Here is a 26784-nt window from a genome sequence, read left to right on the forward strand (position 1 = left end):
CCACTGCGCGGTGGCGGCCGGCCAGAAGTGGAGGCTCGGCCGACAACGCGGAAGCCATAGCGCTATCGGTGGCGAAGGCCATCGGGGCACTCCGGAAACCAGTATGCGACCGGCCGACCGCTAGGCAGGAACAGCTTGTTCTCTCGGGTGATCCAGTCTACCCACCCGGGCGACTGGTCGTAGTACGCCTTGGCGGCGTAGGCGCCGAGTGCAGCGTCGCGCTCGTGATCGGTTCTGAAAGGATATTTCGATACGAAGGCATCCGCCTCCGGCCACACCCGCAGCAGCGCCTTGGGATGGGAATCCGTCACGCGCGTCGAGGGCCACCGTTGCGCAATCGCGACCGCAGCCAATATCCCTTGCACTAGGCAAGCTCCACGCAGCGAGTTCACGTGGTTGACGGTCCCACCGCTTCCCCCCGCGAAAGCTACGGCGGCCCGAATTCGACGATCGGAGACTCGATCGCCGTCGTAAGTCGAGTACAAGGGCGCATCAATTCCCACTGCTGCGGGTGGTCCCTCAACGTGTGACGCAATCGAGCCCAGGCAGGTATCGGCCCCGGTACAGATACCGGAGTCGAGCCGGACGCCGGCGTCGTGCACGGTCATCACGCACCAGCCCATAGCCAACTCGCCGCCGGGATCGATGCCAACAAACTGGATCATGGCGCCCTCTCTGATCTGCGGTTGCAGCCGCTCCCGCTAATTGTCATATAGCCTCGCGAACCATCGACACAACGTTGGCATTGAGCCTCAAACCGTCCAAGTAGTCCGCCCACGCCTGCATCCTCTTCTTGCGCTCTGGGAGGTGTGCCGTTCGGTTGTAGGCTCGCCCGAGCGGATCACGGACAGCGTGCGCCAACTGGTGCTCGAGGTAGTCAGGACGGAAGCCTAGGACTTCATCCAAGACAGCTCGCGCCATGGACCGGAACCCGTGTCCGGTGATGATGTCGCCGTTAAAGCCAAGGTAGCGCAGCGCGGCGTTGATCGTGTTCTCGCTCATTGGTCGTTTTGCGCTCCTGACTCCGGGGAAGACGAATTCGCTTCGAATCGTGAGAGGGCGAAGATCCGCCAGGATCTCTTTCGCTTGGGAAGAAAGAGGGACGATGTGGGGTGTCCCGGTGTTGCTGGCGGTAAAACGCCACTCCGCTGTGCGCAGATCAATATCCACCCACCGCCCTTTCAGCAGCTCCCCTGGGCGGACGAACAGCATGGGGGCCAACTTCAAAGCTGCCAAAGTCACGGGAAATCTACGGTAGGAATGCATCGCCCGGAGCAGGTCGGCGCTCGCGCTTCACGGACCCGGGGCTTAAACCTTCCTTCGCCCGCTTAGACAGAAGTTCGGCAGCGATCGCGCCGAACGTTGTCTCTACCCGCTCGACGTTCGCAGCTGGCTCGATCTTGGCGACGAGTGATGAATTACACCCACCCTTTACCAAGGCGCGTAGGCGGTCACGTTCGGTACGCGCCTCCGCCAGTCCCATCGCCGGGTATTCCGCCATCGTGATGATGCTTGGCTTGCCGGCGTAGCGATATCGATATCGCCAGACCTTCGAACTGCTGGGACGGACTTCGATGCACAAGCCATTGGTATCCGCGATGCGGTATGCGCTCTCGCGCGGCTTGAGTGTGCGCAGCTTGGTGTCGGTGAGCATGTGAGTCAGCCATTTGTGAGTCAGCCAAAACGCGGCTGGCCCTCTGACTCACAGCCTGACTCACTTTTATTCCGGTTTCAATCGGACAGGCTCAGACGGTAGAGGGCAACAAACCCCGCAATTTTCGGGGTTTATGGTCGAATCGCGGACTTGCTTGGACAATGCCGGACGCTTATGTGGTGGGCCCACCAGGATTCGAACCTGGAACCAAAGGATTATGAGTCCTCTGCTCTAACCGTTGAGCTATAGGCCCTGCGCGGGTGCACAGTGTAGTGGACGCCACAGGGGCCTTTCCACTGGTACCGGGCTGGGCAGGGGCGGGGCTAGTCCAGTGCATTGGCCAGCGCCGTCACCCGCCATTCGTTCCGCTTGGCCAGCGCGCGCAGGGCACGCGAGTGAAGCAGCCGAGACGCGGCTACCCGCCGCCAGAAGTCAGCCGCCAGCGGCGCGGCCAAACGCAGGCGGCGTTGGTCGGCCTGGCACCGTGGCGCAACCGGCCTGATGGGGGCTAGGTCGGGCAGTCCTCCTGCACGTGACGGTGCCAGCGACATGGGCAACATGTCGTACGCGGGGGCCAGTTTCAGGGGCCCATGGTCGGCCAAGTGAAATGCAAGGTTTCCTTGGTGCATGTCGCTGTTGCCGATCAGCCGCCCGAAAGCGTGTAGCAGTCCCATGCTATCGACGGCTTCCGCAGTCAGCCAGCCTTGGGCATGCAACTCCTTGCCCACGCTGCCCCAGCTCGAAGTCACATCGCCCACAAACGCCGACGAAAGCGACAGCAGAGAGACGAGTCCGCGGCGGCCCAGGACGTTCGGTGTTCGGTCGAAGCGCTCTACCTCAAGAAGCGTAAACCCTCGCGCATGGATCAACTCCGAGGTGGCGGCGTCCACGCCCGCGTCTCGCAGGCACTGCAGAGCAATGTGCTCGCATACGAGCAGGTCCGCCCAGCGTTGGCCCGCCTCGCCTTCAGCTGCTCGTGCGAACTTCACCAGCACGGCCCTGCGCTGTTCGTCTGCTGCGACGGTGGCTGTGAACTTGGGTTGCTCGCCGCCTGGTCCTGAGGAGACCCCCTTACCGATTGCCAGGCCTTGGGCGCGCTCCGGATAGGCACGGTTGCGATCCACTTCGTGCACTTGGTCAGGCGGGCATTCAAGCCCGGTCAGCGCGGCGTGGAGTGCGGGCTCTCCCGGCAGGATGTCGCCGACACCGGTTCCTCCGGTTAGCGCGAGGTGGTTGAGCAGGCTCGTCGGTGAGGCGTGGTCGCCTGGCAAGCTAAGGCCCGGCTGGTGGGCGCGTCGCTGGGCGTGCAACCTGCCCAGGAACCCTTGGGGCCGGAGGTCGTCGAGGTACCAGGGCAGGCCCAGGAAGATGTCGCCATCCGGGCATCTGGTGAGGTTGGGTCGCGTGGAGGTGAGATGCGCCCTGAATGTTTCGCCTGGCAAGGATTCGAGATGGCCCAGGCGCTCGACGGTGGCGTCTTCTTTCAGGCCAAAGAGAGGGAAGTGTCTGTTGGGGGGAATAGCGACCATGTGGGCAGCGTGGGGCATGCGCGGCGGTCCCGGGAACGCAATTTGTTGCATTCGGGGGAAGGGCCGTCTCCGTTCGGTGGTCATTCGTTACCGGGCCGATCGGCAGCGTCGGCGGTCGTTTGGGAACCGACCCTACCGCTGAGCGTCCGCGTTAGCCCTAAGCGCCCACCGACCCGCAACGGCGCCCTCATCTGCAATGGACACCCACAAAAAACCCCGCCGAAGCGGGGTTTTTCTTTCAACGCACCAACGCTGGAATCAATCGATGTCCAGGAAGCTGCGCAGCTGTTCCGAACGACTCGGGTGACGCAGCTTGCGCAGGGCCTTGGCTTCGATCTGACGGATGCGCTCGCGGGTGACGTCGAACTGCTTGCCCACTTCCTCGAGGGTGTGGTCGGTGTTCATGTCGATGCCGAAGCGCATGCGCAGCACCTTGGCTTCCCTCGGGGTGAGGCCGGCCAGCACGTCGCGCACGGTTTCAGACAGGTTGATGTTGGTGGTGTTCTCGATCGGGGACTCCACGTTGGTGTCCTCGATGAAGTCGCCCAGATGGGAATCCTCGTCGTCGCCGATCGGGGTTTCCATCGAGATCGGCTCCTTGGCGATCTTCATCACCTTGCGGATCTTGTCTTCCGGCATATCCATTTCCTTGGCCAGCTCCTCCGGCGTGGCCTCGCGGCCGTACTGCTGGAGCATCTGGCGGGAAATGCGGTTCAACTTGTTGATCGTTTCGATCATGTGCACCGGAATACGGATGGTGCGCGCCTGGTCGGCGATCGAACGGGTGATGGCCTGGCGGATCCACCAGGTCGCATAGGTGGAGAACTTGTAACCGCGGCGGTACTCGAACTTGTCCACGGCCTTCATCAGGCCGATGTTGCCTTCCTGGATCAGGTCGAGGAACTGCAGGCCACGGTTGGTGTACTTCTTGGCGATGGAGATCACCAGGCGCAGGTTGGCTTCGACCATTTCCTTCTTGGCCTTGCGCGCCTTGGCTTCGCCGTAGGCCATGGCCCGGCTGATTTCCTTCAGCTCTTCCAGCTCCAGCGAGGTGCTCTTCTCGATGTCGATGGTGGACTGCTGTTCGGCAATGATCTGGTCCTTGACGTCACGCAGCGCCGACGACCACTTCTGCTTGCGCTTGAGTGCGTCTTCCACCCATTCCAGGTTGGTCTGGTTGCCTTCCCACGAACGGATGAAGTCCTTGCGCGGCATGCGGGCAGTGACCGTGGCCAGGTTGAGCACGCGGCGCTCGTGGCCCTTGATGTCGGCCATCACGTCGCGCAGCTGCTTGACCAGCACGTCGGTCAGCGGCAGCGGCAGCTTCAGGGTGACGAAGATGGCGGCCATGTCGTCGCGCAGCTTGGCCAGCGGCTTGCGGTCGGCCTTGGCGGCCGCCTTCTTGAAGGCGGCGTAGGCAGCAGCCAGCTCGGCCATGCGGCGGGCGACTTCTTCCGGATCCGGACCGGTCGGGCCGGCTTCTTCTTCGACGTCGTCGCCGTCGTCTTCGTCTTCGTCGCCTTCTTCGTCAGCGTCGTCGCTGGTGTCTTCCGCCACGGCCGGGGCCGGGACTTCTTCCACCAGGTCGTTGAAGCCGACGATCACTTCGGCCAGGCGCTTCTTGCCTTCCTTGTGGGCTTCGTAATCGGACAGCAGCGATTCGACCGACACCGGGAAGGTGCCGAGTGCGGCCTGGACCTGGCCCAGGCCTTCTTCGATACGCTTGGCGATGGCGATTTCGCCTTCGCGGGTCAGCAGCTCGACGGTACCCATTTCGCGCATGTACATGCGCACCGGGTCGGTGGTGCGGCCACCTTCGGTGTCGAGTGCGCTCAGCGCGGCGGCAGCTTCTTCGGCCGCGGTGTCATCGACTTCGCGGTTACCGGTGTTGCCGTCGTTGAGCAGCAGGGTTTCGGCATCGGGCGCCACTTCATGGACATCGATGCCCATGCCGTTGATCATGCCGATGATGTCTTCGATCTGCTCCGGGTCGACAATGTCGTCGGGCAGGTGGTCATTGACTTCGGCGTAGGTCAGGTAGCCCTGTTCCAGGCCCTTGCTGATCAGAAGCTTGATGTCGTTTTGCTGGGCAGGACGTTCGTTGGCCATGTAGTGCTCGCGCCACCGGCAGGGATGAGGAATAGAACCTAGCATTATACCAGCCCAGCGCCCCCTCGGGCCCGGGCGGTGGTCCCGGGGTCAGGGTCTGAGCAGGAAAGTCACTGGACCATCGTTGACCAGGCTGACAACCATATGGGCGCCGAACTGCCCGGTTTCCACCCCCGAAACATGCTTTTGACGACAGATCTCCACCAATCTGTTGAATCCACGTTCAGCCTCGGCGGGGGGCGCGGCGGTACTGAAACCCGGTCGCATCCCGCTGGAGGTGTCCGCCGCCAGGGTGAACTGGCTGACCAGCAGCAGGCCGCCCCCTGTCTCCCCCAGGGATCGGTTCATTTTTCCGCTGTCATCTGCAAACACACGGTAACCAAGCAGCCGATCGGCCATCCGGGCGATCTGGGCGTCGGTGTCGCCCGGTTCCATGCCGACCAGGGCCAGCAGGCCGGGGCCGATCTGGCCGACCACGGCCCCGTCGACGCTGACGCTGGCCTGGGTAACGCGCTGGATGAGGACAAGCATGGCAGGGGCGATTCCGCTGGAGGGGCGGCCTACCTTAGTAGTTGGGCGCGCGCACCGGCTAGACTTTGACGCGATGAAACCGCAAACCACCGCCCGCCTGGCCTACCGCGCCGCTGCCCTGTTCACCCGCCTGCCCTGGTCCTGGCTGCGCGGTTTCGCGCATGCGCTGGCCGGGCTGTGGATCGCCCTGAACGCCCGCGAGAGCCGGGTGACCCGGCGCAACCTGGAGCTGGCCTACCCGGAGCTGTCAGCCGACCAGCGCGCGGCCCTGCACAAGGCGGTGCTGCGCTCGACCGCCCTGCAGGCGGTGGAAACCCTGCGCCTGTGGACCCGCCCGCGCGATCAGAACCTGGCCCTGCTCACCGAGCGGCACGGCGAAGCCCTGTACGACGCGGCCCTGGCCAGTGGCAAGGGCGTGATCGTGGCCGCCCCGCACTACGGCAACTGGGAGCTGCTCAACCAGTGGTTGGCCTCGCGCGGGCCGATCGCCATCGTCTACAAGGCGCCCGATGAAGCGGTGGGCGACGAATTCCTGCAGTTGGTGCGCGGTGGCAGCAACGTGCAGCAGGTGCGCGCCGAAGGCCCGGCCGTGCGCCAGCTGTTCAAGGTACTCAAGGACGGCGGCGCCACCGGAATTCTGCCGGACCAGCAGCCCAAGGCCGGCGACGGCGTGTTCGCGCCGTTCTTCGGGGTGGAAGCGCTGACCATGACCCTGGTTAACAGGCTGGCCGAACGCACCGGCGCCACCGTGCTCTACGGGTGGTGCGAACGCACGGGCCCGGGCATGCAGTTCGCACTGCACATCACTCCGGCCGCGCCGGCGGTGGCCGACCCGGACCCGCGTACCGCGGCCAGTGCGCTGAACGCCGGAATCGAGGCGATCGCCCGCCGCGACCCCGCCCAGTACCAGTGGACCTACAAGCGCTATACGCTGCGCCCGCCGCACAGCGACGAGGTGGACCCGTATGCCACCGAGGAGCACCCGCACTAGCCGCCCCACCGACTGCGACGCTGTGTCGCGCGGCGCGCAATTGAATCAGCGCCTTCCGACCCCACTGTGAAACCACGATGTCCCCCACGGCCCCCGCCATGTCCCCAGCTGCTTCTTCCCCGTTCGGCGATCCGGCCGCGATCCGCTGCGAGCGCGCGGTGGCCGAACTGCGCGCCGGTCGCCCGGTGGTGATCGACGACAGCCAGGGCCAGCGCCTGGCCTTCATCGCCCTGGACAGCAGTACCCGCAGCAGCTACACCGCCTTTGCCGAGGTCGCCGCCGGCCAGCATTACCTGTTCCTCACCGCCACCCGTGCGCGGGTGCTGGGCGTGGCCGCCGAGCACGGCGCCCGGGTGCCGCTGGCTGGGATCGACTTCGATGCCCTGCCCTCGCTGAGCTACCTGCGCGAACCCGAGCCGATGCCGGCCGGGTGGACGGCCGGGCAGGCGCTGGACGATGGCGCGGTGGAGATCGCCCGGCTCGGGCTGCTGCTGCCGGCCATGGTCGGGGTGCTGCTGGCGCCCGGCGATGACCGCTTCGACAGCTGCGCGCAGGTGTCGCTGTGCGACCTGGCCCAGGGCGCCGAACAGGCCGCCCACGCCTACGAACTGGTGGCGCGCTCGCCGGTGCCGCTGCGCGAGGTGGGCATGACCGAATTTGCGGTGTTCCGCGGCGGGGTCGCCCAGCGCGACCAGGTCGCGATCATCGTGGGCAACCCGGACTTCGCCGGGGTGGTACCGGTGCGCGTGCATTCCTCCTGCCTGACCGGCGACCTGTTCGGCTCGCTCAAATGCGACTGCGGCGACCAGCTGCGGCGTGGCCTGCGCAAGCTCAAGGAGCTGGGCGGCGGCGTGCTGCTGTACCTGGACCAGGAAGGTCGCGGCACCGGCATCGCCGCGAAGATGCGCGCCTATGGCTACCAGCACGATGGGCTGGACACGATCGACGCCGACGCGCAGCTGGGCTTCGGTGCCGACGAGCGCCGCTACGGCAGCGCGGTGGCGATGCTGCAGGGCCTGGGCGTGCAGCGCATCCAGCTGCTCAGCAACAATCCGACCAAGGCCCAGCGCCTGCGCCATGCCGGGATCGAGGTGGTGGACTGCGTGCCGGTAACCGGCGACATCACCGCCGAGAACGAACATTACCTGCGCACCAAGGCCGAACGCGCCGGCCATATGCTCGATGTGGACGCGCTGATCCAGGCCGCGCAATAGCGCACGCCAACCTGCTACCGTCGTCGCGACGGGCGCAGCCGACCTGATGCGGACGCCCGGCATGTTTCCTCCTGCCGAGCACCCGCCTTGTCCGACCTTGCCCCGCCTCCCTTGCCGTCGCCCCATCCCCTGCCCGACCAGGGCCACTGGCAGCCGTTGCCCAAGCGCGCGGCCACGCTGGCCGGCATTGCCGGCGCCATCACCGGCGCGATCATCATCGGCGGCGCGCTGGGCACACTGTGGGTGGTGCTGGACATGCCGATGCGCTGGGTCGGCGCGGCGGCGATGCTGCTGCCTGGCGCGCTGATCGGTTTTGCGTTCGGCTACCGGCGGCAGCGCCGCACCTGGTGGCGGCTCGATGCGCAGGGGCTGGGCGTGCGCCGCGACCTGATGTGGCAGCTCGAAACCCGCGTGCCGTTGTCGCGCGTGCAGCACCTGGACCTGCGCCGGGGCCCGATCGAGCGCACCGCGCAGCTGGCCACGCTGGTGGTGCACACCGCCGGCAGCCGCTTCAGCGCGGTGTCGCTGGGCGGGCTGGACCAGGCCGATGCCGAGCGCCTGCGCGACACGCTGGGCCGGCAGCTGGACCAGGATGACGACGCCCTGTGAGTACGCAGACGCCTGACGACGACGCGCCCGACCAGCGCCTGCACCCGTGGTCGTGGCTGTTCGTCCTGCTGATGCAGCTGCGCCAGTTCCTGCTGCCGCTGGTGGCGCTGGTGGTGTTCGGCAACCGCGGCGACCGCGACGAGATGTGGTCGAACCTGGCCGCGCTGGTGGTGATCGTGGTGCTGGTGGCGATCTCGATCCTGCAGTACCTGACCTACCACTACCGGATCGGGCGCGATGCGATCAGCGTGCGCAGCGGGGTGGTTTCGCGCAACCGCCGCGAGATTCCATTCGCGCGCATCCACAACGTGGTGGTGCACCAGAACCCGCTGCACCGCATGTTCAACGTGGCCGAGCTGCGCCTGGAATCGGCCGGCGGCAATCGCCCCGAAGCGGAAATGCGCGTGCTGCGATTGGACCAGGCCCTTGCTCTGGAACAGCTGGTGCGCCAGCGCGGACAGCAACCGGTGGCAGTCGCCGATCCCGGCGACGAAGCGGCACCGGCACTGCCCGCCGATGACGTGCTGCTGCAGCTGGACATCGCCGACGTGGTCCGGATCGGGCTGTTGTCCGACCGGGGCTGGGTGGTGGTGCTGGCGCTGTTCGGTGCGTCCTACCAGCTGTTCCCACGCGACACCGTCAACGATGCGATCGAGTACGGCGGCCGCCAGGCCTTCGGCTATGCCAACCACCTGCATCCGGCCACCTGGGTCTGGGTGGTCGCCGCGCTGGTGCTGGTGGTGGGCTTCTGGGTGACGCTGCGGGTGTTGTCGGTGGCGATGGCATTGCTGCGTTACCACGGCTTCCGGCTGACCGAACACGAGCGTCGCCTGACCGTGGCCAGCGGCCTGCTCACCCGGATGCGCACCAGCGTGGCGCGGCGCCGGATCCAGGCCTGGACACTGCGCGAAAGCGCGCTGCAGCGCTGGTTCAAGCGCCGCCACCTGCGCATCGATATCGCCGCCGGGGTGTCGACCAACGGCGAACGCCGCGACCTGCGCGAACTGGCGCCGCTGGCCACGCCGCAGGCCTGCGATGCGCTGGTGCAGCACCTGCTGCCGCAGCTGCAGTGGCCGCCGCCACAGTGGAATCCGGTGCCGCAGCGGGGTTGGTGGCGGCTGTGCCTGCCGGCCCTTGTGATCGTGCCGCTGCTGGCGTCCGGCGCGGTGTGGGAAGTGGGGCCGTGGGGCGCACTGATACTGGCCTGGCTCCCGTGGTCGGCGCTGCGTGCGTATCGCACGATGGCGCGCATGGGGTACCACCTGGACGCCCGCTACGTGGCAGTGCGCGGGGGCTGGTGGCAGCGCTGGTGGCGTTTTGCCGCGCTGGACAAGCTGCAGGCGTTGCGGCTGCAGCGCTCGCCGCTGGACCGCTGGCTGGGCACCAGCAGCGTGTGGCTGGATACGGCTGGCGCGCATGGCAGCGTGGGCTTGTGCCTGCGGTATCTGTCGGAGGATGAAGCGCGGGAGGTGTTCGAGCGGTTGAATGCGGCGTTGTCGGAGCGTCGGCTGCGGTGGTGACCCCAAGGACACGCATGGCGTGTCGCTACGTGACGGGTGCGACTGAACATCATCGTTCGACCCCCAACCCAAGCGACCATGGGTCGTAGTGACACGCCATGCGTGTCAACGCCATGATCCTGCGCACGCACACCGCCCTGCGTGGCAACCCCGTAATTCAGCGCCGCGACGGCCCCCAATATCCCAGGTCCTTTCGGATCTGCAGGCCGCGCGTCCACGCGCCGAACGGCTTGCGCTTGAGCACCCCCATTTCGCCGGAGAGGAAATCCTCGGTCGCGGCGATGACGCGCTCGCTGGAACGCCCATCGCGCCACGGGTGGATGTCGTCGGCGTAGCGCCTGATCTCGGCCATCAACGCCGGCTCCGGATGCAGCGCGCGCGCCAGCATGGCGGGCAGCTGCGAAGGGTCGTCGAAATCGATCATGTGCGGCTGCGGCACCCGGTTGCGGAACGTCACCACCGGTTTGTGCTGGACCACGAACTCGGACACGATCGACGAGGTGTCCGAGACCAGCACGTCGGCGGCACGCTGCGCGGCCATGACCTGCTCGGGCTCGATGAACGCCGCGTTCGGACCGGCCAGCGCGCGATACCGGGCGAACAGCTCCGGCGGGCACTTGGGGTGCAGGGTGAGCAGCCAGTAGTGCGCGCCCCCCGCAATGTCGGCGGCAATCTGCTCGAACAGATGCGGGGCGGCGCTGAGGCGCTCGGTGAAGGTCGACCCGAACAGGATCACCGGCCGACCCTGCGCCGGTGCACGCAGCGCGGCGCTGGCGCCGGCATCGTCGAGGAACAGCGGGTCCAGCTTCGGCCAGCCGGTTTCGGCCACCGCGAAGTGGCCTTCGCGCGCGGCCAGCTCCCGGAACGGCGCGGTCGTCGCCGGCCCCTGCGTGCAGTACAGGTCGAACAACCCGCGCACCCGGAAGTGGCCGCGCGCACTGTCGCGCTTCTGCACGTTGAAGCCGTGGAAGACCTGCACCTTGGCCCCGGCGATGAACGGCGGCACCCAGTTGGCCGCACTGAACACCGCCCGTGGGCGCAGTGCCAGCGCCTGCTGCAGGCCGACATCGGGTACGCCCGGCAGGCTGGCCCCGGCCGCGCCGTCGGTGAACCATGCCGACACCGATTGGCCGGAGGCGTGCAACGCCTGGGCCAACGGGGCGAGAATAGGCAGCGCATAGCGCTCCGTCGCAAACAGCAGGTACTCGGCCATCATGTCCTCCACGACCGCTCCCGTTGAACGGCCTCGCATTTCGGCCTGCATTATCGCGTTCAATGAAGCAGACCGCATCGGCGACTGCCTGGCCTCGCTGGCCTTCTGCGACGAGGTGATCGTCGTGGACTCGTATTCCACCGATGCCACCGTGGCCATCGCCACGGCCGCCGGGGCGCGCGTGCTGCAGCGTCCGTTCGACGGCTTCCGCAGCCAGAAGGCGTTCTGCGTCGAACAGGCCACGCACGACTGGGTGCTGTGCCTGGACGCGGACGAGCGGGTCAGCGATACCCTGCGCGAGGCGATCCAGGCCGCCCAGGCCAGCGGCTTCACGGGCCACCACGGCTACCGTTTCGCACGCCTGTCCGAGTACTTCGGCAAGTTCCTGCGCCACGGCAATGCGTATCCGGACCGGGTGCTGCGCCTGTTCGACCGCCGCCATGGCGGCTGGCGCGGCAAGCGCGAGATCCACGAGGCGGCCAGCGTCGACGGCAGCGTCGGCACGTTGCGGGGCGACCTCATCCACTACCCCTACCGTTCGCTGGAACAGCAGCTGGCCAAGACCCAGCGCTACGCCCGGATGATGGCCGAACACGAATTCGCCCGTGGCAAGCGCGCTACCCTGGCCAAGCTGGTGCTGGCGCCGGCGTGGCGGTTCTGGCGCGGACTGCTGCTGCGCGGCGGCTTCCGCGACGGTTGGCACGGGCTGGTCTACGCCTACGTGCGGGCCAACTATGTGCGCCAGAAGACCATCATGCTGTGGATGCTGCAGCACGGACAGCCGGTGGCCGACCCGCCCCGCCGCGGCGACACCCCCTGAACCGAAGGCCCCCATGAAGATCCTCTACACCAACTTCCACGCTGGCGACGGCGGCGGCCATACCACCTACCTGGCGTCGCTGGCCCGCGCCCTGTCGCCCCGCCACCAGCTGTTCATGGCGGCTCCCGCCGACAGCCGGGTGCTGCGCGTGGTCCGCCAGGAGCGCATTGCCGAGCCGGTGCAGATCGCCTTCAGCAGCGGCCTGCCGACGCTGGGACGGCAGTGGTCCGACCTGCGCACCCTGCGCCGGTTGATCGTCGCCCAGGGCATCGACATCGTGCACGCCAACGGCGCGCGCGACCACCGCGTGGCGATGGAAGCGGTGGCCGGCCTGTCGCGGCGACCGAAGCTGGTGTTCACCAAGCACAACAGCAAACCCAGCAACACGCTGGGCAACGCGGTGCGGGCGCGCTGGGGCACCGATCGGGTGATCGCGGTGTCCGCGCACACCCGCCAGATGCTGCTCGACAGCCCGTACCGTCACTGCCCGATCGACGTGGTCCGCAATGGCGTGGACCTGGAGCGCTTCTCGCCGGTCGACCCCGGCGAAGGCGCTGCGCTGCGCGCGCGCTGGACGACCGACCCCGAGGCACTGGTGCTGGTCAGCAACGCCGGCACCGACGACCACAAGGGCTGGATCGACCTGGCGCGCGCCATCGCCACGTTGCCCGCACCGATCCGCAGCAAGGTGCACATGGCCGTGGCCGGGCGCGATCCGGACCCGCAGCTGGTCGCGGAAGTGGCGCAGCTGGGGGTCGCAGCGCAGGTGCATTTCGCCGGCCTGCTCGAGGACATCCGCCCGTTCGTGGCCAGTGGCGACGCCGGCTTCGTGCTGTCCTGGGACATCGAAACCATCTCCTTCGCCTGCCGCGAGATGATGGCGATGGGCAAACCGGTGATGGTCAGCGACTACGCGGGCCTGCCCGAGAACATCACCCACGGCCAGGATGGCTGGATCGTGCCGGTGCGGAACGTGGCGGCGATCGCCGCGCAGGTGGAGGCGCTGTACGCCCTGCGCAGCACCTTGCCGGCGGTAGGCCAGGCGGCGCGCGCGCGCGCCGAGCGGGATTTCGGGCTGGAGACCTTCAGCCGGCTGACGGAAGCCAGCTACGCCGCGGTGCTGGGCGAACCCCCGTCAGCCGTTGCCTGAGCGCAGCCGCAGCGGGTCGGAAAGGGCCAGGAAACAGGCCATCCAGGTGGCATAGAACGAGGCGGTGCGCATGTCGCGGAACATCATTTCGGTGATGCCGAACACGGCGAAGCCCACGCAGATCATCAGGCCCGCGCCGGCGAACAGCCGCGTGGGTCGGTCGGTCACGTCCAGCCGCAGCCGACGCGCGAACAACCAGCCGGGCGCGATGTACAGCAGCACCAGCCCCAGCCCGCCCAGCACGCCGTAGGTGGCCAGGAAGTACAGCAGGTCGTTGTGGGTTTCGCCGAAATCGCGCGCCACCGTCGGCGTGACCTGCTTGGCGTCGGCCAGCTTGGCCAGCTCTTCGCGGAAGCGGTCGCCGCCGCCCACGCCGAACACCGGCTCGCTGCGGATCATGTGACCGGCCGCGCTCCACAACTGCAGGCGGATGCACACCGAGGTGTCGGACAGGTGCGCCACCTGGCACTGATCGAATTCGCTCACGCCGAGGTGGATGCGCTGGCGCATCGAGGCATCGCTGGCCACGATGAGGCCCGCCATGCCCAGCAGCAGCGCCGCTGCCAGCAGCTTCAGGCGGTTCATGCGTCGGCCCTGCACCAGCATGGCGATGAACAGGAAAAAGGGAATCGCCAACAGCCCACCCCGGGTCTGCGTGGCAAGGAACGCAGCGACACCGGCGATGCCGCTGACCAGCTTGAGCACGAACTCGATCCGGCGGAAACGGGTGATGCGCAGGCCCAGCAGCAGGAACGCGATCATCGAAAACAGCAGGGTCAGGTCGCCGTAGGTCACCGCATTGAACTGCTGGGTGGCCGGCCGTTCACCCGTGCTCAGCACCAGCCAGGCCACGTTGATGACCGCATACCAGATCCCACCGAGCAGGCCGAGCGTGGCGTGGGCAAGGATGTGGCGCGGCACCCGCAGCGCGGCGGCCAGGATCAGCCCGACCGTAAGAAAGCGCACGGCCTTTTCGACTTCCGAGCCCTTCCATATCCCATGCACCACCAGGCTGGTGAGCACCCCCACCAGCAGCACCGCCATGCCCGCCACCATCCACAGGTATTCGCGGCGGTTGTCGCACCAGGTCGTGCCCTGGGCCGGACGGCGCACCCACGCCAGCACGATGAAGCTGAGCAGTACCAGCCCGTAGTACCCCGCGCTGCCGCCGTCCATGGTCGACATCAGCAGCACCGGCGAAAGGCCGAGTGCCACGGTGAACACCCAGGCCAATGCGGGGTGGATGCCGGCGGGACGGGAAAGCGCGTGGTTCACGTTCAGGGCTACTCGGGCGGAGCGGTCGGCATTGTGGCCGATAGGTCGGGAATGATCCATGAGCGGGCGGCTAGTCCTCGCCGTCTTCCTTGCCCTGCTCGCGCCGGATCCGGGCCAGGTCCACGGCGTTGGGCTGGCAAGGCCCGACGAAGGCCCGGGCCGGCACCAGCCACCAGCCGCGCCGGTTGGCCACGCCCACCCGCTCGGCCTGGTCGCGGTCCACGCAGTCCAGCAGTGCCGCCTGCTGCACCAGCAGCCAGCGCCGCTCGGGCGCCTCGGCCTGCCAGGCGACGCCATCCTGCAGCTGCAGGTACCAGCGTCGCTTGAAGCCGAAGGTGCGCACCGGGCGGTCGGACATCAGCAGGTTCTGCTCCTTCCAGCCGACCAGCGCCAGTTCGGCGTCCGGCCCGATCCGCTCGCCTGCATCGCGCATCAGCCCCCGTGCGGAACTGGAATCATTGAACAACGGATAGCCCACCAGGCCGTAAGTGACCCAGGCCATGGCCAGGATCGACATCACTGCGATGTGGAAGCGGCGCGGCCCGCTGAACAACAGGCTGACCACGCCCCAGCTGCCCAGCGCGATGCCGACCCAGCCAAGCGCGGCAGTCACCGCGCTGTCGATCCCGCGCTCCAGGATCAGCCTCCGCTCGAAACCGGGCTCGCCACCCAGCATCGCCACGCCCACGCCGAGCAGTGCCACGGTCAGCAGTGCGGCGAAGCCGCCCAGCACCCACTGCACGTCGCGCCGACGCAGCAGGCCCGGCAGCAGCGGCGCCAGCGCCAGGCAGAAGATCGGCAGCGCCGGCAGGATGTAGACGTCGCGCTTGCCGTGCGGAATCGAGAAGAACAGCACGATGAGCACCCACCAGCCCAGCAGCAGCAGGTAGCGCGGGTCGCGCCGGCGCAGTCGCCGCCACCAGGCCGGAATGGCCCAGGGCACCAGCAGGAACGCCGGGATCCACATCGACGGCATGGTGGCCAGGAAGTACCACCACGGCTGATGGTGGTCCCAGGACTGGGCGTAGCGCTTGGCCGTCTGCCGGAACAGGATGTCGTTCATGTACGCGCGGTACTCGGCCTGGCCGCTGGAGGTAGCGGCCAGCACCATCGGCACCAGCCACAGCGCCACGGCCGCAGCGAACGCCACCGGCCCCAGCCAGAACCGCCAGTTGCGCAGGTCCAGCCGTACCCGCGGCCAACCCAGCGCCACCGCGACCAGCGCCGGCACGAGCATGAACAGGGCCAGAACCCCGACACCCTTGGTGATCACCCCCAGCCCGGCCGCGAACCAGCCCAGCCACCACCAGCGCCAGGCCGGGCCGCACAGCAGGTGCCGCAGCAGCCCGTAATTGGCCAGGGTGATGAAGAACACCACCAGCGGGTCGATCTGGGCCTTCTTGGCCTGGAAGGTGAAGTGGACCGCGAACAGCAGCGCCCAGGCGGCGTACAGGCCGACCTTGCGGGTCCACAGGCGGCGGCCGAGGTCGTACACGCAGGCCAGCGTTCCCAGCGACGCAAGCAGGGTCGGCAGCAGGAACGCCACCCGCCAGTCGCGCAGCAGCGTGTACAGGGTGGCCTGCAGCCACATCAGCATCGGTGGCTTGTCGGAGTACAGCTCGGTACCGCGGTGCGGGAACAGCCAGTCCCCGCTCAGCACCATCTGCTTGGCGACCAATGCGAAGCGCGGCTCGTCCGACGGCCACGGATCACGCATGCCCAGCCCGGCGCCCAGCACCAACAGCGCGGTGATGGCGAGCAACCAGAAGTCCCTTGATTGGCGTGTCGTCAGCATGGTGCCGATTCTACCGGTGCCGCGTTACCCCTTCTTCAGCAGGCGCGCATAGAAGAAGCCATCAGCGCCGTGTTCGCCCGGCAGACGCTGGCGCCCCGCCCACGAATCATGGCCGTAAGCGTCACCCAGTGGCAGGAACCCCGCGCGCGGGGTGCGTTGCAGGAACGCCTCGACCTGGAACTGGTTTTCTTCGCGCAGGATCGAGCATGTCGCGTACAACAGGGTGCCGCCGGGGGCGAGCATGCCGAAGCAGGCGTCGAGCAGGCGTGCCTGCAGCGCCACCAGGGTCGGAATGTCGGTGGCGCGGCGGTGCAGCAGCACGTCCGGCTGGCGGCGGATGATGCCGGTGGCCGAGCACGGCGCATCGAGCAGGATCACATCGAACGGCTCGCCGTCCCACCAGCTGGCCGGGTCGGTGGCATCGGCCGCCCGGACCTGGGCGTGTTCGCCCACGCCGGTGCGGGCGAAGGTCTCGCTGATGCGCTTGAGCCGGCGCGGGTCGATGTCCAGCGCCAGCAGGCGCAGGCTGGGATCGCGCTCGAGCAGGTGTGCGGACTTGCCACCCGGTGCGGCGCAGGCATCCAGCACGCGCGCGCCGGGGCGCGGCGCCAGGGCGTCGGCCACCTGCTGCGCGGAGAGGTCCTGCACCGACAGCGCGCCGTCGCTGAAGCCCGGCAGCGCGGTCACCGCCACCGGCACCGGCAGGCGGATCGCGTCGGCGGCCAGGTCGGTGGTTTCGGCCGCGATGCCAGCCGCCTCCAGGCGCTGCAGCATCGCCGCGCGGTCGCCCTGCTGGCGGTTTACCCGCAACCACAGCGGCGCCGGGGTGAGGCTTTCGGTGAAGATCGCCTCGGCCTGGTCCGGCCAGTCCTGTTCGATCTGCTCGGCCAGCCACTTGGGGAAGGCGTCGCGTGCCGGCACGGCCGGAATGCCATCGCGCTGGGCCCGGCGCAGCAGGGCATTGACCATGCCGGCCTGGCGCTCGCGGCCCAGCGCGCGTGCGGCCTCGACCGTGGCCGAGAGCGCGGCGTGCGCCGGAAGGTCCAGCGCATCCAGCTGCGCGAAGCCCACCAGCAGCAGCGCGCGCAGTTCTTCGTCGCGCGCCCCCAGCGGACGCTGCATCCACTTCGCCAGTGCGGCGTCGTACGCGGTACGCCGGCGCAGCACGGCAAAGCACAGCGCTTCAAGCAGGGCGCGGTCGCGGCTGTCGTCCAGGCCGGGCAATGCGGTGGTGAGTTCGGCCTTGAGCGACCGGCCACGGCCGATCACCTGGGCCAGCACGCGCGCGGCCAGCACCCGGGTCGGAACGCCCGGGGCCATCGAGGACAGCTGCGGGGACGGTTTGGCCTGGCGGTGATGTGCCATCTCAGCCCCCTGCGACCAGGTCGCGACGCGCATTGAGGTAATCGGCGGCGGTGATCGCCTTGCCGCCCTCGCGCTGCAGCACGCGCAGGCGCAGCGCGCCCTGGCCGCAGGCGATGTCGATGCCCTCGCGCCCGACCGCCAGCAGGGTGCCCGGCGCCTTGCCCTGGTTGTCGGCCAGCGCCAGCGCGCCATGGATGCGCACGCGCTCGCCGGCCAGCTGCGCCTCGGCGATCGGCCACGGGTTGAACGCGCGCACGGTCCGCTCCAGCACCTGCGCATCGTCGGACCAGTCCAGCCGCGCCTCGGCCTTGTCCAGCTTGTGCGCGTAGGTCACGCCCTGCGCCGGCTGCGGCTGCGCGATCGGCTTGAGGCCGGCACGCAGCAGGCCCAGGCCGTCGGAAAGCACCTGTGCGCCGAGTTCGGCGAGGCGGTCGTGCAGCGACCCGCCGAGCTCGCCGGCCTGGATCGGGGTGTGCTGGCGCAGCAGCACCGGCCCGGTGTCCAGCCCGGCCTCCATCTGCATCAGGCACACGCCGGTTTCGGCGTCGCCGGCCTGGATCGCACGCTGGATCGGCGCGGCGCCGCGCCAGCGCGGCAGCAGCGAGGCATGCACGTTCCAGCAGCCATGGGTGGGGATGGCCAGCACGGCCTTGGGCAGGATCAACCCGTAGGCCACCACCACCATCAGGTCCGGCTGCAGGTCGCGCAGCTGCTGCTGGGCCTCCGGCGTCTTCAGCGATTCGGGCTGGAACACCGGAATGCCCCGGGCGATTGCCTCCAGCTTCACCGGCGAGGGCATCAGCCCACGTCCGCGGCCGGCCGGGCGGTCGGGCTGGGTGTACACGCCCACCACCTCATGGTGGCGCGCGGCAGCGCGCAGCGACGACACGGCGAACTCAGGCGTACCGGCAAAGACAATCTTCATGGCGTTCCCACTTGCAGAAAGAAAAACGGCGCCGGAGGTCGGCGCCGAACAACCGGTCGCGGGGCGCGGGCTGGCCGCGCCGCCACGTCCGTGGCCAGGTCAGGCAACGTGCTTGCGCTGCTTGGCCAGCTTCTTGCGGACCATCTCGCGCTTGAGCGGCGAGAGGTAGTCGATGAACAGCTTGCCGTCCAGGTGGTCCATCTCATGCTGCACGCAGACGGCCAGCAGGCCGTCGGTGGTCAGCTCCTGGGCCACGCCCTGGCGGTCCAGGAAGCGCACGGTGATGCTGTCGGCGCGGGTCACGTCGGCGAAGATCCCGGGGACTGACAGGCAGCCTTCCTGGTAGACCTTGCCGCCTTCGCTGGCGGCGATCTCCGGGTTGATGAAGACCAGCGGGGTGTTCTTCTCCTCGCTGACGTCGATCACCATGAAGCGCTTGTGGACGTCGACCTGGGAGGCGGCCAGGCCGATGCCCGGGGCCTCGTACATGGTCTGGAACATGTTGTCGATCAGTTCCTGGAAGGCCGGGGTGGTCACCTCGGCGGCGTCGATCCGCGCGGCCTTGGTGCGCAGGCGCGGGTCCGGGAACTCAAGAATGGGCAGGAGAGCCATGGCAAATACCGTTTGGGGGCGCCCTTAAAGCGGCGTACGTCGCAATTCTATCGCCAACGCTTGCCTTGCGCCCCGGTTTCTGGACTATAGTGCTCGAACCTGTTGGGGAATCAGGCACCACACCTATGTTTGAAAAGACACGTACGGTCGTCGCCGTCGCGATGCTGACCGTCGCTACCTATGCTACCGCCGTTGAAGTGAATGGCGGGCACCCGGAAACCTATGTCGTCCAGAAGGGCGATACCTTGTGGGATATTTCCGCGCGCTTCCTTAAAAAGCCGTGGTTGTGGCCGGAAATCTGGCAGGCCAACCCGCAGGTCAAGAACCCGCACCTGATCTACCCGGGCGACGTGCTGAGCTTGGCCTACCTGGACCGCGTCGTGGCCCAGCCGGGCCCGCGCCAGGAAGCGCCGATCGACGCGATCCCGCTGAGCCAGATCGAGCCCTTCCTGAAGCAGCTCAGCGTGGTCGACGAGATCGACTCGCTGCCGTACGTGGTCGGCCTGGAAGACAACCGCCTGCGCGCCACGACCGGCCAGGTGGCTTACGTGCATGGCCTGGAGGGCGCCCAGGTGGGCCAGCGCTGGGCCGTGGTCCGCCCGACCGTGCGCTACTCGCTGCCCAAGCCGACCGAGGACCTGACCGCCAATGGCAAGGTCACCCCCGGCAGCGGCAACCTGTGGGCGAACTTCGTGGCCGCGCCGAGCAAGCGCCACGAGATGCTGGGCTACGAGCTGGGCCAGCTGAACGTGGGCACCGTGACCAAGCTGCCGGACGGCCGCTCGGACGTGGCCACGCTGGCGCTGCAGGGCCGGGTCGACGGGCGTGAAGTCCGCGCTGGCGACCGCCTGGTGCCGGTGGAAGCCACGCCGTACGACCTGCAGTTCGTCCCGCACGTCCCGGCTGCCCAGACCGAAGGCCTGGACATGCGCGTGCTGGCGGTGACGGACATGTACCTGGCCGGCGGCCCGCGCGATGTCATCGCGATCTCGGCCGGCAGTGCCAACGGCATCGACAACGGCACCGTGGTCTCGCTGTGGCGCCAGGGGCGGCATGTGGCGCACCGCATGAAGTACCCGGGCTCCTCGAGGATGGACGACTCGCTGACCGACGGTGCCGGCCGCGTTTCGCTGCCGGATGAGTACGCCGCCCACGCGATGGTGTTCCGCACCTTCGACAAGGTCAGCTATGCACTGGTGATGCAGGGCGTGAAGCCGGTGCTGGTCGGTTACTCGGCCAAGCATCCCGACGCGCAGTAGGCACCGACCGCTGGTCGGGGCACATTCTGACGCACCAACGCGACGGCGCCCGAGGGCGCCGTCGTCGTCTGCGGGCTAGCCTGACCCGATGCCCCAGACGCCCCCCTGTTCCACCGAGGCGCTGCTGCGCCTGGTCCTAGCCGGCGGCGCGATCGCTCCGCGCCGCACCCTCCTCACGCGCTTCGAAACACCCGCCGACGCCCTACGCAGCGGCCCGGCGGCATGGCGCGCCGCCGGATGCAGTGCCGAACAGCGGGCCCGGCTGGCCCTGCCCGAGCGCGAGGCGCTTGCCCGTGGGCTGCGCTGGCTGGAACAGCCCGGCCGGCACCTGCTGCCGGCCGGCGATCCCGACTATCCGCCCCTGCTCGGCGAACTGGAGACCGCGCCGCTCGCCCTTTTCATCCACGGCGACCCGGCGGCGCTGTGGCATCCGGGCGTGGCCGTGGTGGGCAGCCGTACCCCATCCCCCACCGGCGGGGAGTTGGCGGCGGAATTTGCCACCGCCCTGGCCCGCAGCGGCCTGGCGGTGGTCAGCGGGCTGGCCGCCGGGGTCGATGCGCGCGCCCACCGAGGCGCATTGGAGGTCCCCGACGGGCGCACCGTCGCGGTGGTGGCCACCGGCCTGGACCTGGCCTTCCCGCCGCGCAACACCGCCCTGCAGGCCTGCATTGCCGAGCGCGGCGCGGTGGTCAGCGAGTACCCGCCGGGGACGGCAGCGCGGCCCGGGCAGTTCCCCGCCCGCAACCGGATCGTGGCCGGGCTGTCGTTGGGCACGCTGGTCATCGAAGCCGCGCTGCGCTCGGGGGCGCTGATCACCGCACGCCTGGCCGCCGAGGCCGGGCGCGAGGTGTTCGCCCTGCCCGGTTCGGTGCGCAACCCCCGGGCCCGGGGCTGCCACCGGCTGATCCGCGATGGCGCCCAGCTGGTCGAAACGCCGGCAGAGGTGGTGGCCGGCCTCTGCGGGGCGGCGGCGCAACTGGGCCAGGCCTTGCGTTCCCGCCTGGCAGCCCCCACTGAACAGGCACGGCCCACGGTGCCCACCCCCTCCCCCGCTCTTCCACCCGACTACCAGCGCTTGTGGAAAGTGCTGGATGAAAACCCAACGGGTATGGATTCATTGATCGAGCGCAGCGGATTGACGGCGACGCAGCTGTCGGCCATGCTGCTGATCATGGAACTGGATGGAAAGGTGGTTGCCACCCATGGCCGCTACTGTCGAAAACCCTAGTTTCTTCACCTCCACAGCGTCGTTGACGCAGGCCGAGGGGCAATGAAAGAGAGCATTCTGGACGTCCTGCTGTACCTGTTTGAACACTACTTCAGCGAAGACGCGGACATCGTCCGCGACCGCGATACCCTCCAGAACAGCCTGATACAGGCCGGCTTCAGCCCCACCGAGATCAACAAGGCCTTCGACTGGCTCGACGCCCTCGCCGAGCAGCGCCCCGCCGTGAGCGTGGCCCGGGTCGACGGTCCGGTCCGCATTTTCCATGGCCCGGAGCTGGACAAGCTCGACGTGGAAGGCCGCGGGTTCCTGATGTTCCTGGAACAGCACGGCATCCTGGACGCCAACCAGCGCGAGCTGGTGCTCGACCGCGCCATGGCCCTGGACCAGGACGACCTGGACCTGGACGACCTGAAATGGGTGGTGCTGATGGTGCTGTTCAACCAGCCTGGCGCCGAAGCCGCCTACGCCTGGATGGAAACCCAGATGTTCGTGGACGAGCCGGAACCCCTTCACTGACCGTACACTGGGTGCTTCGCGCATTCAGGGGAATGGAAAGTGAGCCAGTGGTTCTATGCAGAAGGGAATCGTCAGCAGCGTGGTCCGCTGACATCTGAAGAGTTGGTTGAGAAGTACACGTCCGGCGAAGTCGCGCTGGACTCCCTCGTCTGGCGTGACGGGCTGCCACAGTGGCAGCCCCTGCGCAGCGTGGCCGACGAGCTGGGCCTGGTGATCGCACCGCCGCCCATGGCCGGACCGGACCTGGGTGGACCCCCGCTGGAGCCGGTCGTGCCCAGCCCGCCGCGCATTCCCGGATTCGATTCGCCCTCGCCCCCCCCTTCGTCTTCGCCGCACGCCGCCGTGCCGGGCCCGGCGCCGTCCTACGTGCGTGCCGCACCGCCGCCGAAGAAGACCTCCGGCTGCCTGGTCATCGGCCTGGTGGTGGGCGTCGGGTTCCTGGTGGTGATGGGCATCCTCGCCGCCATCGCGATTCCCGCCTATAACGACTATCTGCACCGCGCCCGGGTGGCCAATGCGGTCGGCATCGTGTCGCAGTTGAAGTACCAGGTGAACGAGTTCGCCCTGAACACCGAGCGCTGCCCGGTCAACGACGACGACGGCTTCAAGAGCCCGAGCTCCTACGCCGCCGATTACGTCGGCGCGGTGCGGATCGGCCGCTTTGGCGAAGGCAAGTGCGGCATCGAAATGGAGTTCTCGGTGCCCGGCAAGCGTGCGCTGGATGGCAAGATGCTGTGGTTCGAGTACGACATGCAGAGCCAGGAGTGGACCTGCAGCAGCGATCTCGACGCCAAGTACGTGCCGGTGCAGTGCCGCGGCTGAGCCGCGACTTCATGATTACGGATGAATCCAGAAGGGGAAGTACGCAATGACTGAGTGGTATTACGCCGATGGCCAGGAGCGCCAGGGTCCGTTGATGGCCGAAGACCTCCGCCAACGCTTGCAGCGCGGGGAGATCAGCCTCACCACGCTGGTCTGGCGCGAAGGCTATGGCGCGTGGAAGCCGGTGTCCGAAGCGGTGGAGGAACTGCAGCTGCAGAACCTGACCAGCGCGGCCGAGAACCTGGGCAGCGGTTTCGACCTGCGCGGGGACTACACCGCCATCGACAACGGCACCGCCCCGCTCCCGGGCACCGGGGGCGGCACCTACTCGCCGTACTCCGCGCCCGGCGCCACCGGCAGCTACGGCGCCACCGTGGTCAGCGGCGGCGAGGTGGTCTATGCCGGCTTCTGGAAGCGCTATGCCGCCTACTTCCTGGACTCGATCGTGGTCGGCATCATCAACATTCCGGTCAGCCTCATTTTCAACCTGATCGGCGCGGCCAGCGGCAACGAAACCCTGGCCGTGGCGCTGAGCCTGGTGGCGATGCTGGGCGGCTTCGTGATCGGCATCGGCTACTACGCCGGCTTCCATGCCTCGCGCGGCGGTGCCACCCTGGGCAAGATGGCCGTGGGCATCAAGGTGGTGCGCAGCGACGGTGAGCGGATCACGTTCATGCGCGGCGTGGGGCGCTATTTCGGCTTCATCCTGAGCAGCCTGACCCTGTTCATCGGCTTCATCATGGCCGCCTTCACCGAGCGCAAGCAGGCCCTGCACGACATGCTGTGCGACACCCTGGTGGTGGACAAGTGGGCGTTCACCGAAAACGCCGAGTTCCAGGAGCGCGGCCTGGGCACCGTGACCATCGTGATCCTGGTCATCAGCGGCATCCTGACCGTGATCAGCATCGGGCTGGTGATCGCCATGTTCGGGGTCATCGCCTCGTCCATGTCCTGACCCTCCTCACACCGGGCCGCTTGACACGGGCGGCCCCGGCGTGATTCCTCTAGCACGCGCAGAACCTGAACGCCCGGCGCACAACCGGGCGTTCAGCGTATGGAATTCGACGGCTGCCCTTCACTAATGCGGCCTTTTGCTCCACCCTAGCGCCCTCCCCCGGGCCGCTGCCCACAGAAATCAACGACATGCCCAAGCACCTGCTCATCGTCGAATCGCCCGCCAAGGCCAAGACGATCAACAAATACCTCGGCAAGGACTTCACCGTCCTGGCCTCGTATGGGCATGTGCGCGACCTGGTCCCCAAGGAAGGCGCGGTCGACCCCGACAACAACTTCGCGATGCGTTACGACCTGATCGACAAGAACGAGAAGCATGTCGACGCCATCGCCAAGGCCGCCAAGGGGGCCGACGACATCTTCCTGGCCACCGACCCGGACCGCGAAGGTGAGGCGATCAGCTGGCATATCGCCGAGATCCTGAAGGAACGCGGCCTGGTCAAGGACAAGCCGATGCAGCGGGTGGTCTTCACCGAGATCACCCCGCGCGCGATCAAGGAGGCCATGAACCAGCCGCGCGCCATCGCCAGCGACCTGGTCGACGCCCAGCAGGCGCGCCGCGCGCTGGACTACCTGGTCGGCTTCAACCTGTCCCCGGTGCTGTGGCGCAAGGTCCAGCGCGGCCTGTCCGCCGGCCGCGTGCAGAGCCCGGCGCTGCGCATGATCGTCGAGCGCGAGGAAGAGATCGAAGCCTTCATCGCCCGCGAATACTGGAGCATCGACGCCGCCTGCGCGCATCCCTCGCAGCACTTCAATGCCCGCCTGATCAAGCTGGACGGGCAGAAGTTCGAACAGTTCACCGTGACCGACGGCGACACCGCCGAGGCCGCGCGCCTGCGCATCCAGCAGGCCGCGCAGGGCATGCTGCATGTCACCGACGTGGCCAGCAAGGAGCGCAAGCGCCGCCCGGCCGCCCCGTTCACCACCTCCACCCTGCAGCAGGAAGCCTCGCGCAAGCTCGGCTTCACCACCCGCAAGACCATGCAGGTGGCGCAGAAGCTGTACGAAGGCGTGGCCATCGGCGACGAAGGCACGGTCGGCCTGATCTCCTACATGCGTACCGACTCGGTCAGCCTGTCGCAGGACGCACTGGCCGAGATCCGCGACGTGATCGCCCGCGACTACGGCATTGCCGCGTTGCCGGACAAGCCCAACACCTACCAGACCAAGTCCAAGAACGCCCAGGAAGCGCACGAAGCGGTGCGCCCGACCTCGGCGCTGCGGACCCCGGCGCAGGTCTCGCGCTACCTGACCGACGACGAGCGCAAGCTGTACGAGCTGATCTGGAAGCGCGCCGTGGCCAGCCAGATGATCCCGGCCACGCTCAACACCGTCAGCGTCGACCTCTCGGCCGGCAGCGAGCATGTGTTCCGCGCCAGCGGCACCACCGTGGTGGTGCCCGGCTTCCTCGCGGTCTATGAGGAAGGCAAGGACAGCAAGAGCGCCGAGGACGACGACGAAGGCCGCAAGCTGCCGGCGATGCAGCCGGGCGACCGCGTGCCCCTGGACCGCATCCTCGCCGAACAGCACTTCACCCAGCCGCCGCCGCGCTTCACCGAAGCGGCGCTGGTCAAGGCGCTGGAAGAGTATGGCATCGGCCGTCCGTCGACCTATTCGTCGATCATCCAGACCCTGCTGTTCCGCAAGTACGTGGAAATGGAAGGCCGCAGCTTCCGCCCGTCCGACGTCGGCCGCGCGGTGTCCAAGTTCCTGTCCAGCCACTTCACCCAGTACGTGGACTACGACTTCACCGCCAGGCTCGAGGACGAGCTCGACGCGGTCTCGCGTGGCGAAGAAGACTGGATCCCGTTGATGGCCCGTTTCTGGGACCCGTTCAACAAGCTCGTGGAAGAGAAGAAGGAATCGGTCGACCGCGCCGAGGCCAGTGGCGCGCGCGAGCTCGGCACCGACCCCAAGACCGGCAAGCCGGTCAGCGTGCGCCTGGGCCGGTTCGGGCCGTACGCGGCGATCGGCAGCACTGCCGAAGATGCCGAGGAGAAGCCGAAGTTCGCCTCGCTGCGCCCCGGCCAGTCGATGCACACCATCAGCCTGGAAGACGCGCTGGAACTGTTCCTGATGCCGCGCGCCCTGGGTGAGGACAAGGGCGAAGACGTCAGTGTCGGCATCGGCCGCTTCGGTCCGTTCGCCAAGCGCGGCAGCACCTACGCCTCGCTGAAGAAGGAAGATGACCCCTACACCATCGATCTGGCCCGCGCCGTGTTCCTGATCGAAGAGAAGGAAGAGATCGCGCGCAACCGGATCATCAAGGAATTCGACGGCAGCGAGATCCAGGTCCTGAACGGTCGCTTCGGCCCGTACCTGAGCGACGGCAAGATGAACGGCAAGATCCCCAAGGATCGCGAACCGGCGTCGCTGACCCTGGCCGAAGTGCAGCAGCTCATGGAAGAAACCGGCAAGCCGGTGCGCAAGGGCTTCGGCAAGAAGGCCGCCAAGAAGGTCGTGGCCAAGAAGGCTGCGGTGAAGAAAGAACCGGCTGCCAAAAAGGCGACGGTGAAGAAGGCCGCCGCGAAGAAGGCACCGGCCAAGAAGGCCGCCAAGAAGGCGACGGCGAAGAAAGCCGCGGCCAAGAAGGCGGCAACGAAGAAGGCCGTCGCCAAGAAGGCCTGACCGGT

Annotated in this window: 24 protein-coding genes and 1 tRNA gene; 12 read left to right on the plus strand and 13 right to left on the minus strand. The window is 67.8% G+C overall.

What is annotated here, in order from left to right:
* Positions 1-62: 62 nt before the first annotated feature.
* From C2U58_RS11455 to dtd, 7 genes are all read right to left on the minus strand, one after another.
* Positions 63-665 (minus strand): DUF429 domain-containing protein, encoded by a 603-nt coding sequence (locus C2U58_RS11455; RefSeq protein WP_102945974.1) that lies wholly within the window; start codon positions 663-665, stop codon positions 63-65.
* A gap of 43 nt (positions 666-708) precedes the next feature.
* The gene (locus tag C2U58_RS20420; protein WP_343125473.1) at positions 709-1212 is read right to left on the minus strand and encodes a site-specific integrase; all 504 of its coding nucleotides are present in this window, start codon (positions 1210-1212) and stop codon (positions 709-711) included.
* 37 nt (positions 1213-1249) lie between these two features.
* The gene (locus tag C2U58_RS20425) at positions 1250-1654 is read right to left on the minus strand and encodes an Arm DNA-binding domain-containing protein (RefSeq protein ID WP_343125474.1); all 405 of its coding nucleotides are present in this window, start codon (positions 1652-1654) and stop codon (positions 1250-1252) included.
* 177 nt (positions 1655-1831) lie between these two features.
* Positions 1832-1907, minus strand: a tRNA-Ile gene (locus C2U58_RS11465).
* Positions 1908-1977: 70 nt separating this feature from the next.
* Positions 1978-3201: a HipA domain-containing protein gene (locus tag C2U58_RS11470; RefSeq protein ID WP_172448130.1), complete on the minus strand. Its 1224-nt coding sequence runs from the start codon at positions 3199-3201 to the stop codon at positions 1978-1980.
* 240 nt (positions 3202-3441) lie between these two features.
* Positions 3442-5292: an RNA polymerase sigma factor RpoD gene (gene rpoD / locus C2U58_RS11475; protein WP_102945976.1), complete on the minus strand. Its 1851-nt coding sequence runs from the start codon at positions 5290-5292 to the stop codon at positions 3442-3444.
* Positions 5293-5382: 90 nt separating this feature from the next.
* A complete protein-coding gene (gene dtd, locus C2U58_RS11480; RefSeq protein ID WP_102945977.1) occupies positions 5383-5823 on the minus strand; it encodes a D-aminoacyl-tRNA deacylase in 441 nt (146 codons plus the stop codon).
* A 73-nt stretch (positions 5824-5896) separates the two neighbouring features.
* On the opposite strand from dtd, the gene C2U58_RS11485 reads away from it, so the two are divergent.
* From C2U58_RS11485 to C2U58_RS11500, 4 genes are all read left to right on the plus strand, one after another.
* Positions 5897-6814: a lauroyl acyltransferase gene (locus C2U58_RS11485; protein WP_102945978.1), complete on the plus strand. Its 918-nt coding sequence runs from the start codon at positions 5897-5899 to the stop codon at positions 6812-6814.
* A 77-nt stretch (positions 6815-6891) separates the two neighbouring features.
* Positions 6892-8028 carry a GTP cyclohydrolase II RibA gene (gene ribA / locus C2U58_RS11490; RefSeq protein ID WP_102945979.1) on the plus strand — a complete coding sequence of 379 codons (1137 nt, stop codon included), beginning with the start codon at positions 6892-6894 and terminating at the stop codon, positions 8026-8028.
* 87 nt (positions 8029-8115) lie between these two features.
* Positions 8116-8637: a PH domain-containing protein gene (locus tag C2U58_RS11495; protein WP_253256719.1), complete on the plus strand. Its 522-nt coding sequence runs from the start codon at positions 8116-8118 to the stop codon at positions 8635-8637.
* On the plus strand, positions 8634-10157 hold the full coding sequence (locus C2U58_RS11500) for a PH domain-containing protein (RefSeq protein ID WP_253256720.1): 1524 nt from the start codon (positions 8634-8636) through the stop codon (positions 10155-10157). The genes C2U58_RS11495 and C2U58_RS11500 overlap by 4 nt, the downstream gene beginning before the upstream one ends.
* 157 nt (positions 10158-10314) lie before the next feature.
* On the opposite strand, the gene C2U58_RS11505 is transcribed toward C2U58_RS11500, so the two are convergent.
* Entirely contained in the window at positions 10315-11373 is a 1059-nt protein-coding gene (locus C2U58_RS11505; protein ID WP_102945981.1) for a CDP-glycerol glycerophosphotransferase family protein, read from the minus strand.
* On the opposite strand from C2U58_RS11505, the gene C2U58_RS11510 reads away from it, so the two are divergent.
* Both C2U58_RS11510 and C2U58_RS11515 read left to right on the plus strand, forming a co-directional pair.
* Positions 11372-12190 (plus strand): glycosyltransferase family 2 protein, encoded by an 819-nt coding sequence (locus C2U58_RS11510; protein ID WP_102945982.1) that lies wholly within the window; start codon positions 11372-11374, stop codon positions 12188-12190. The two genes, C2U58_RS11505 and C2U58_RS11510, sit on opposite strands and share 2 nt — an antisense overlap.
* Positions 12191-12203: 13 nt before the next feature.
* The gene (locus C2U58_RS11515; protein WP_102945983.1) at positions 12204-13340 is read left to right on the plus strand and encodes a glycosyltransferase; all 1137 of its coding nucleotides are present in this window, start codon (positions 12204-12206) and stop codon (positions 13338-13340) included.
* On the opposite strand, the gene C2U58_RS11520 is transcribed toward C2U58_RS11515, so the two are convergent.
* The 5 genes from C2U58_RS11520 to def form a co-directional block, all read right to left on the minus strand.
* Complete coding sequence (locus C2U58_RS11520) at positions 13326-14615, minus strand: O-antigen ligase family protein (protein WP_253256721.1); 1290 nt, start codon at positions 14613-14615, stop codon at positions 13326-13328. The genes C2U58_RS11515 and C2U58_RS11520 overlap by 15 nt on opposite strands.
* A gap of 70 nt (positions 14616-14685) precedes the next feature.
* Positions 14686-16410 carry a glycosyltransferase family 39 protein gene (locus tag C2U58_RS11525; RefSeq protein ID WP_102945985.1) on the minus strand — a complete coding sequence of 575 codons (1725 nt, stop codon included), beginning with the start codon at positions 16408-16410 and terminating at the stop codon, positions 14686-14688.
* Positions 16411-16434: 24 nt separating this feature from the next.
* Positions 16435-17775: a 16S rRNA (cytosine(967)-C(5))-methyltransferase RsmB gene (gene rsmB, locus C2U58_RS11530; protein ID WP_102946137.1), complete on the minus strand. Its 1341-nt coding sequence runs from the start codon at positions 17773-17775 to the stop codon at positions 16435-16437.
* Between the two features lies 1 nt (position 17776).
* Positions 17777-18700, minus strand: coding sequence for a methionyl-tRNA formyltransferase (fmt, locus tag C2U58_RS11535; RefSeq protein ID WP_102945986.1), 924 nt, complete (start codon positions 18698-18700; stop codon positions 17777-17779).
* Between the two features lie 99 nt (positions 18701-18799).
* Complete coding sequence (gene def / locus C2U58_RS11540; protein ID WP_070207596.1) at positions 18800-19312, minus strand: peptide deformylase; 513 nt, start codon at positions 19310-19312, stop codon at positions 18800-18802.
* A gap of 125 nt (positions 19313-19437) precedes the next feature.
* Here def and C2U58_RS11545 point away from each other — a divergent pair, with 125 nt between their 5' ends.
* From C2U58_RS11545 to C2U58_RS11570, 6 genes are all read left to right on the plus strand, one after another.
* A complete protein-coding gene (locus tag C2U58_RS11545) occupies positions 19438-20571 on the plus strand; it encodes a LysM peptidoglycan-binding domain-containing protein (RefSeq protein ID WP_102945987.1) in 1134 nt (377 codons plus the stop codon).
* Positions 20572-20659: 88 nt separating this feature from the next.
* Entirely contained in the window at positions 20660-21799 is a 1140-nt protein-coding gene (gene dprA / locus C2U58_RS11550; RefSeq protein ID WP_102945988.1) for a DNA-processing protein DprA, read from the plus strand.
* A gap of 42 nt (positions 21800-21841) precedes the next feature.
* On the plus strand, positions 21842-22315 hold the full coding sequence (locus C2U58_RS11555; RefSeq protein WP_070207599.1) for a DUF494 family protein: 474 nt from the start codon (positions 21842-21844) through the stop codon (positions 22313-22315).
* Between the two features lie 39 nt (positions 22316-22354).
* The gene (locus C2U58_RS11560; protein ID WP_102945989.1) at positions 22355-23137 is read left to right on the plus strand and encodes a pilin; all 783 of its coding nucleotides are present in this window, start codon (positions 22355-22357) and stop codon (positions 23135-23137) included.
* A gap of 46 nt (positions 23138-23183) precedes the next feature.
* Positions 23184-24092, plus strand: coding sequence for an RDD family protein (locus C2U58_RS11565; RefSeq protein ID WP_102945990.1), 909 nt, complete (start codon positions 23184-23186; stop codon positions 24090-24092).
* A 188-nt stretch (positions 24093-24280) separates the two neighbouring features.
* Complete coding sequence (locus tag C2U58_RS11570) at positions 24281-26779, plus strand: DNA topoisomerase I (protein WP_102945991.1); 2499 nt, start codon at positions 24281-24283, stop codon at positions 26777-26779.
* Positions 26780-26784 lie beyond the last annotated feature (5 nt).

Origin of the sequence: Stenotrophomonas sp. VV52 (assembly GCF_002893095.1) — a bacterium.
GTDB classification, from domain to species: Bacteria; Pseudomonadota; Gammaproteobacteria; order Xanthomonadales; family Xanthomonadaceae; genus Stenotrophomonas; species Stenotrophomonas aracearum.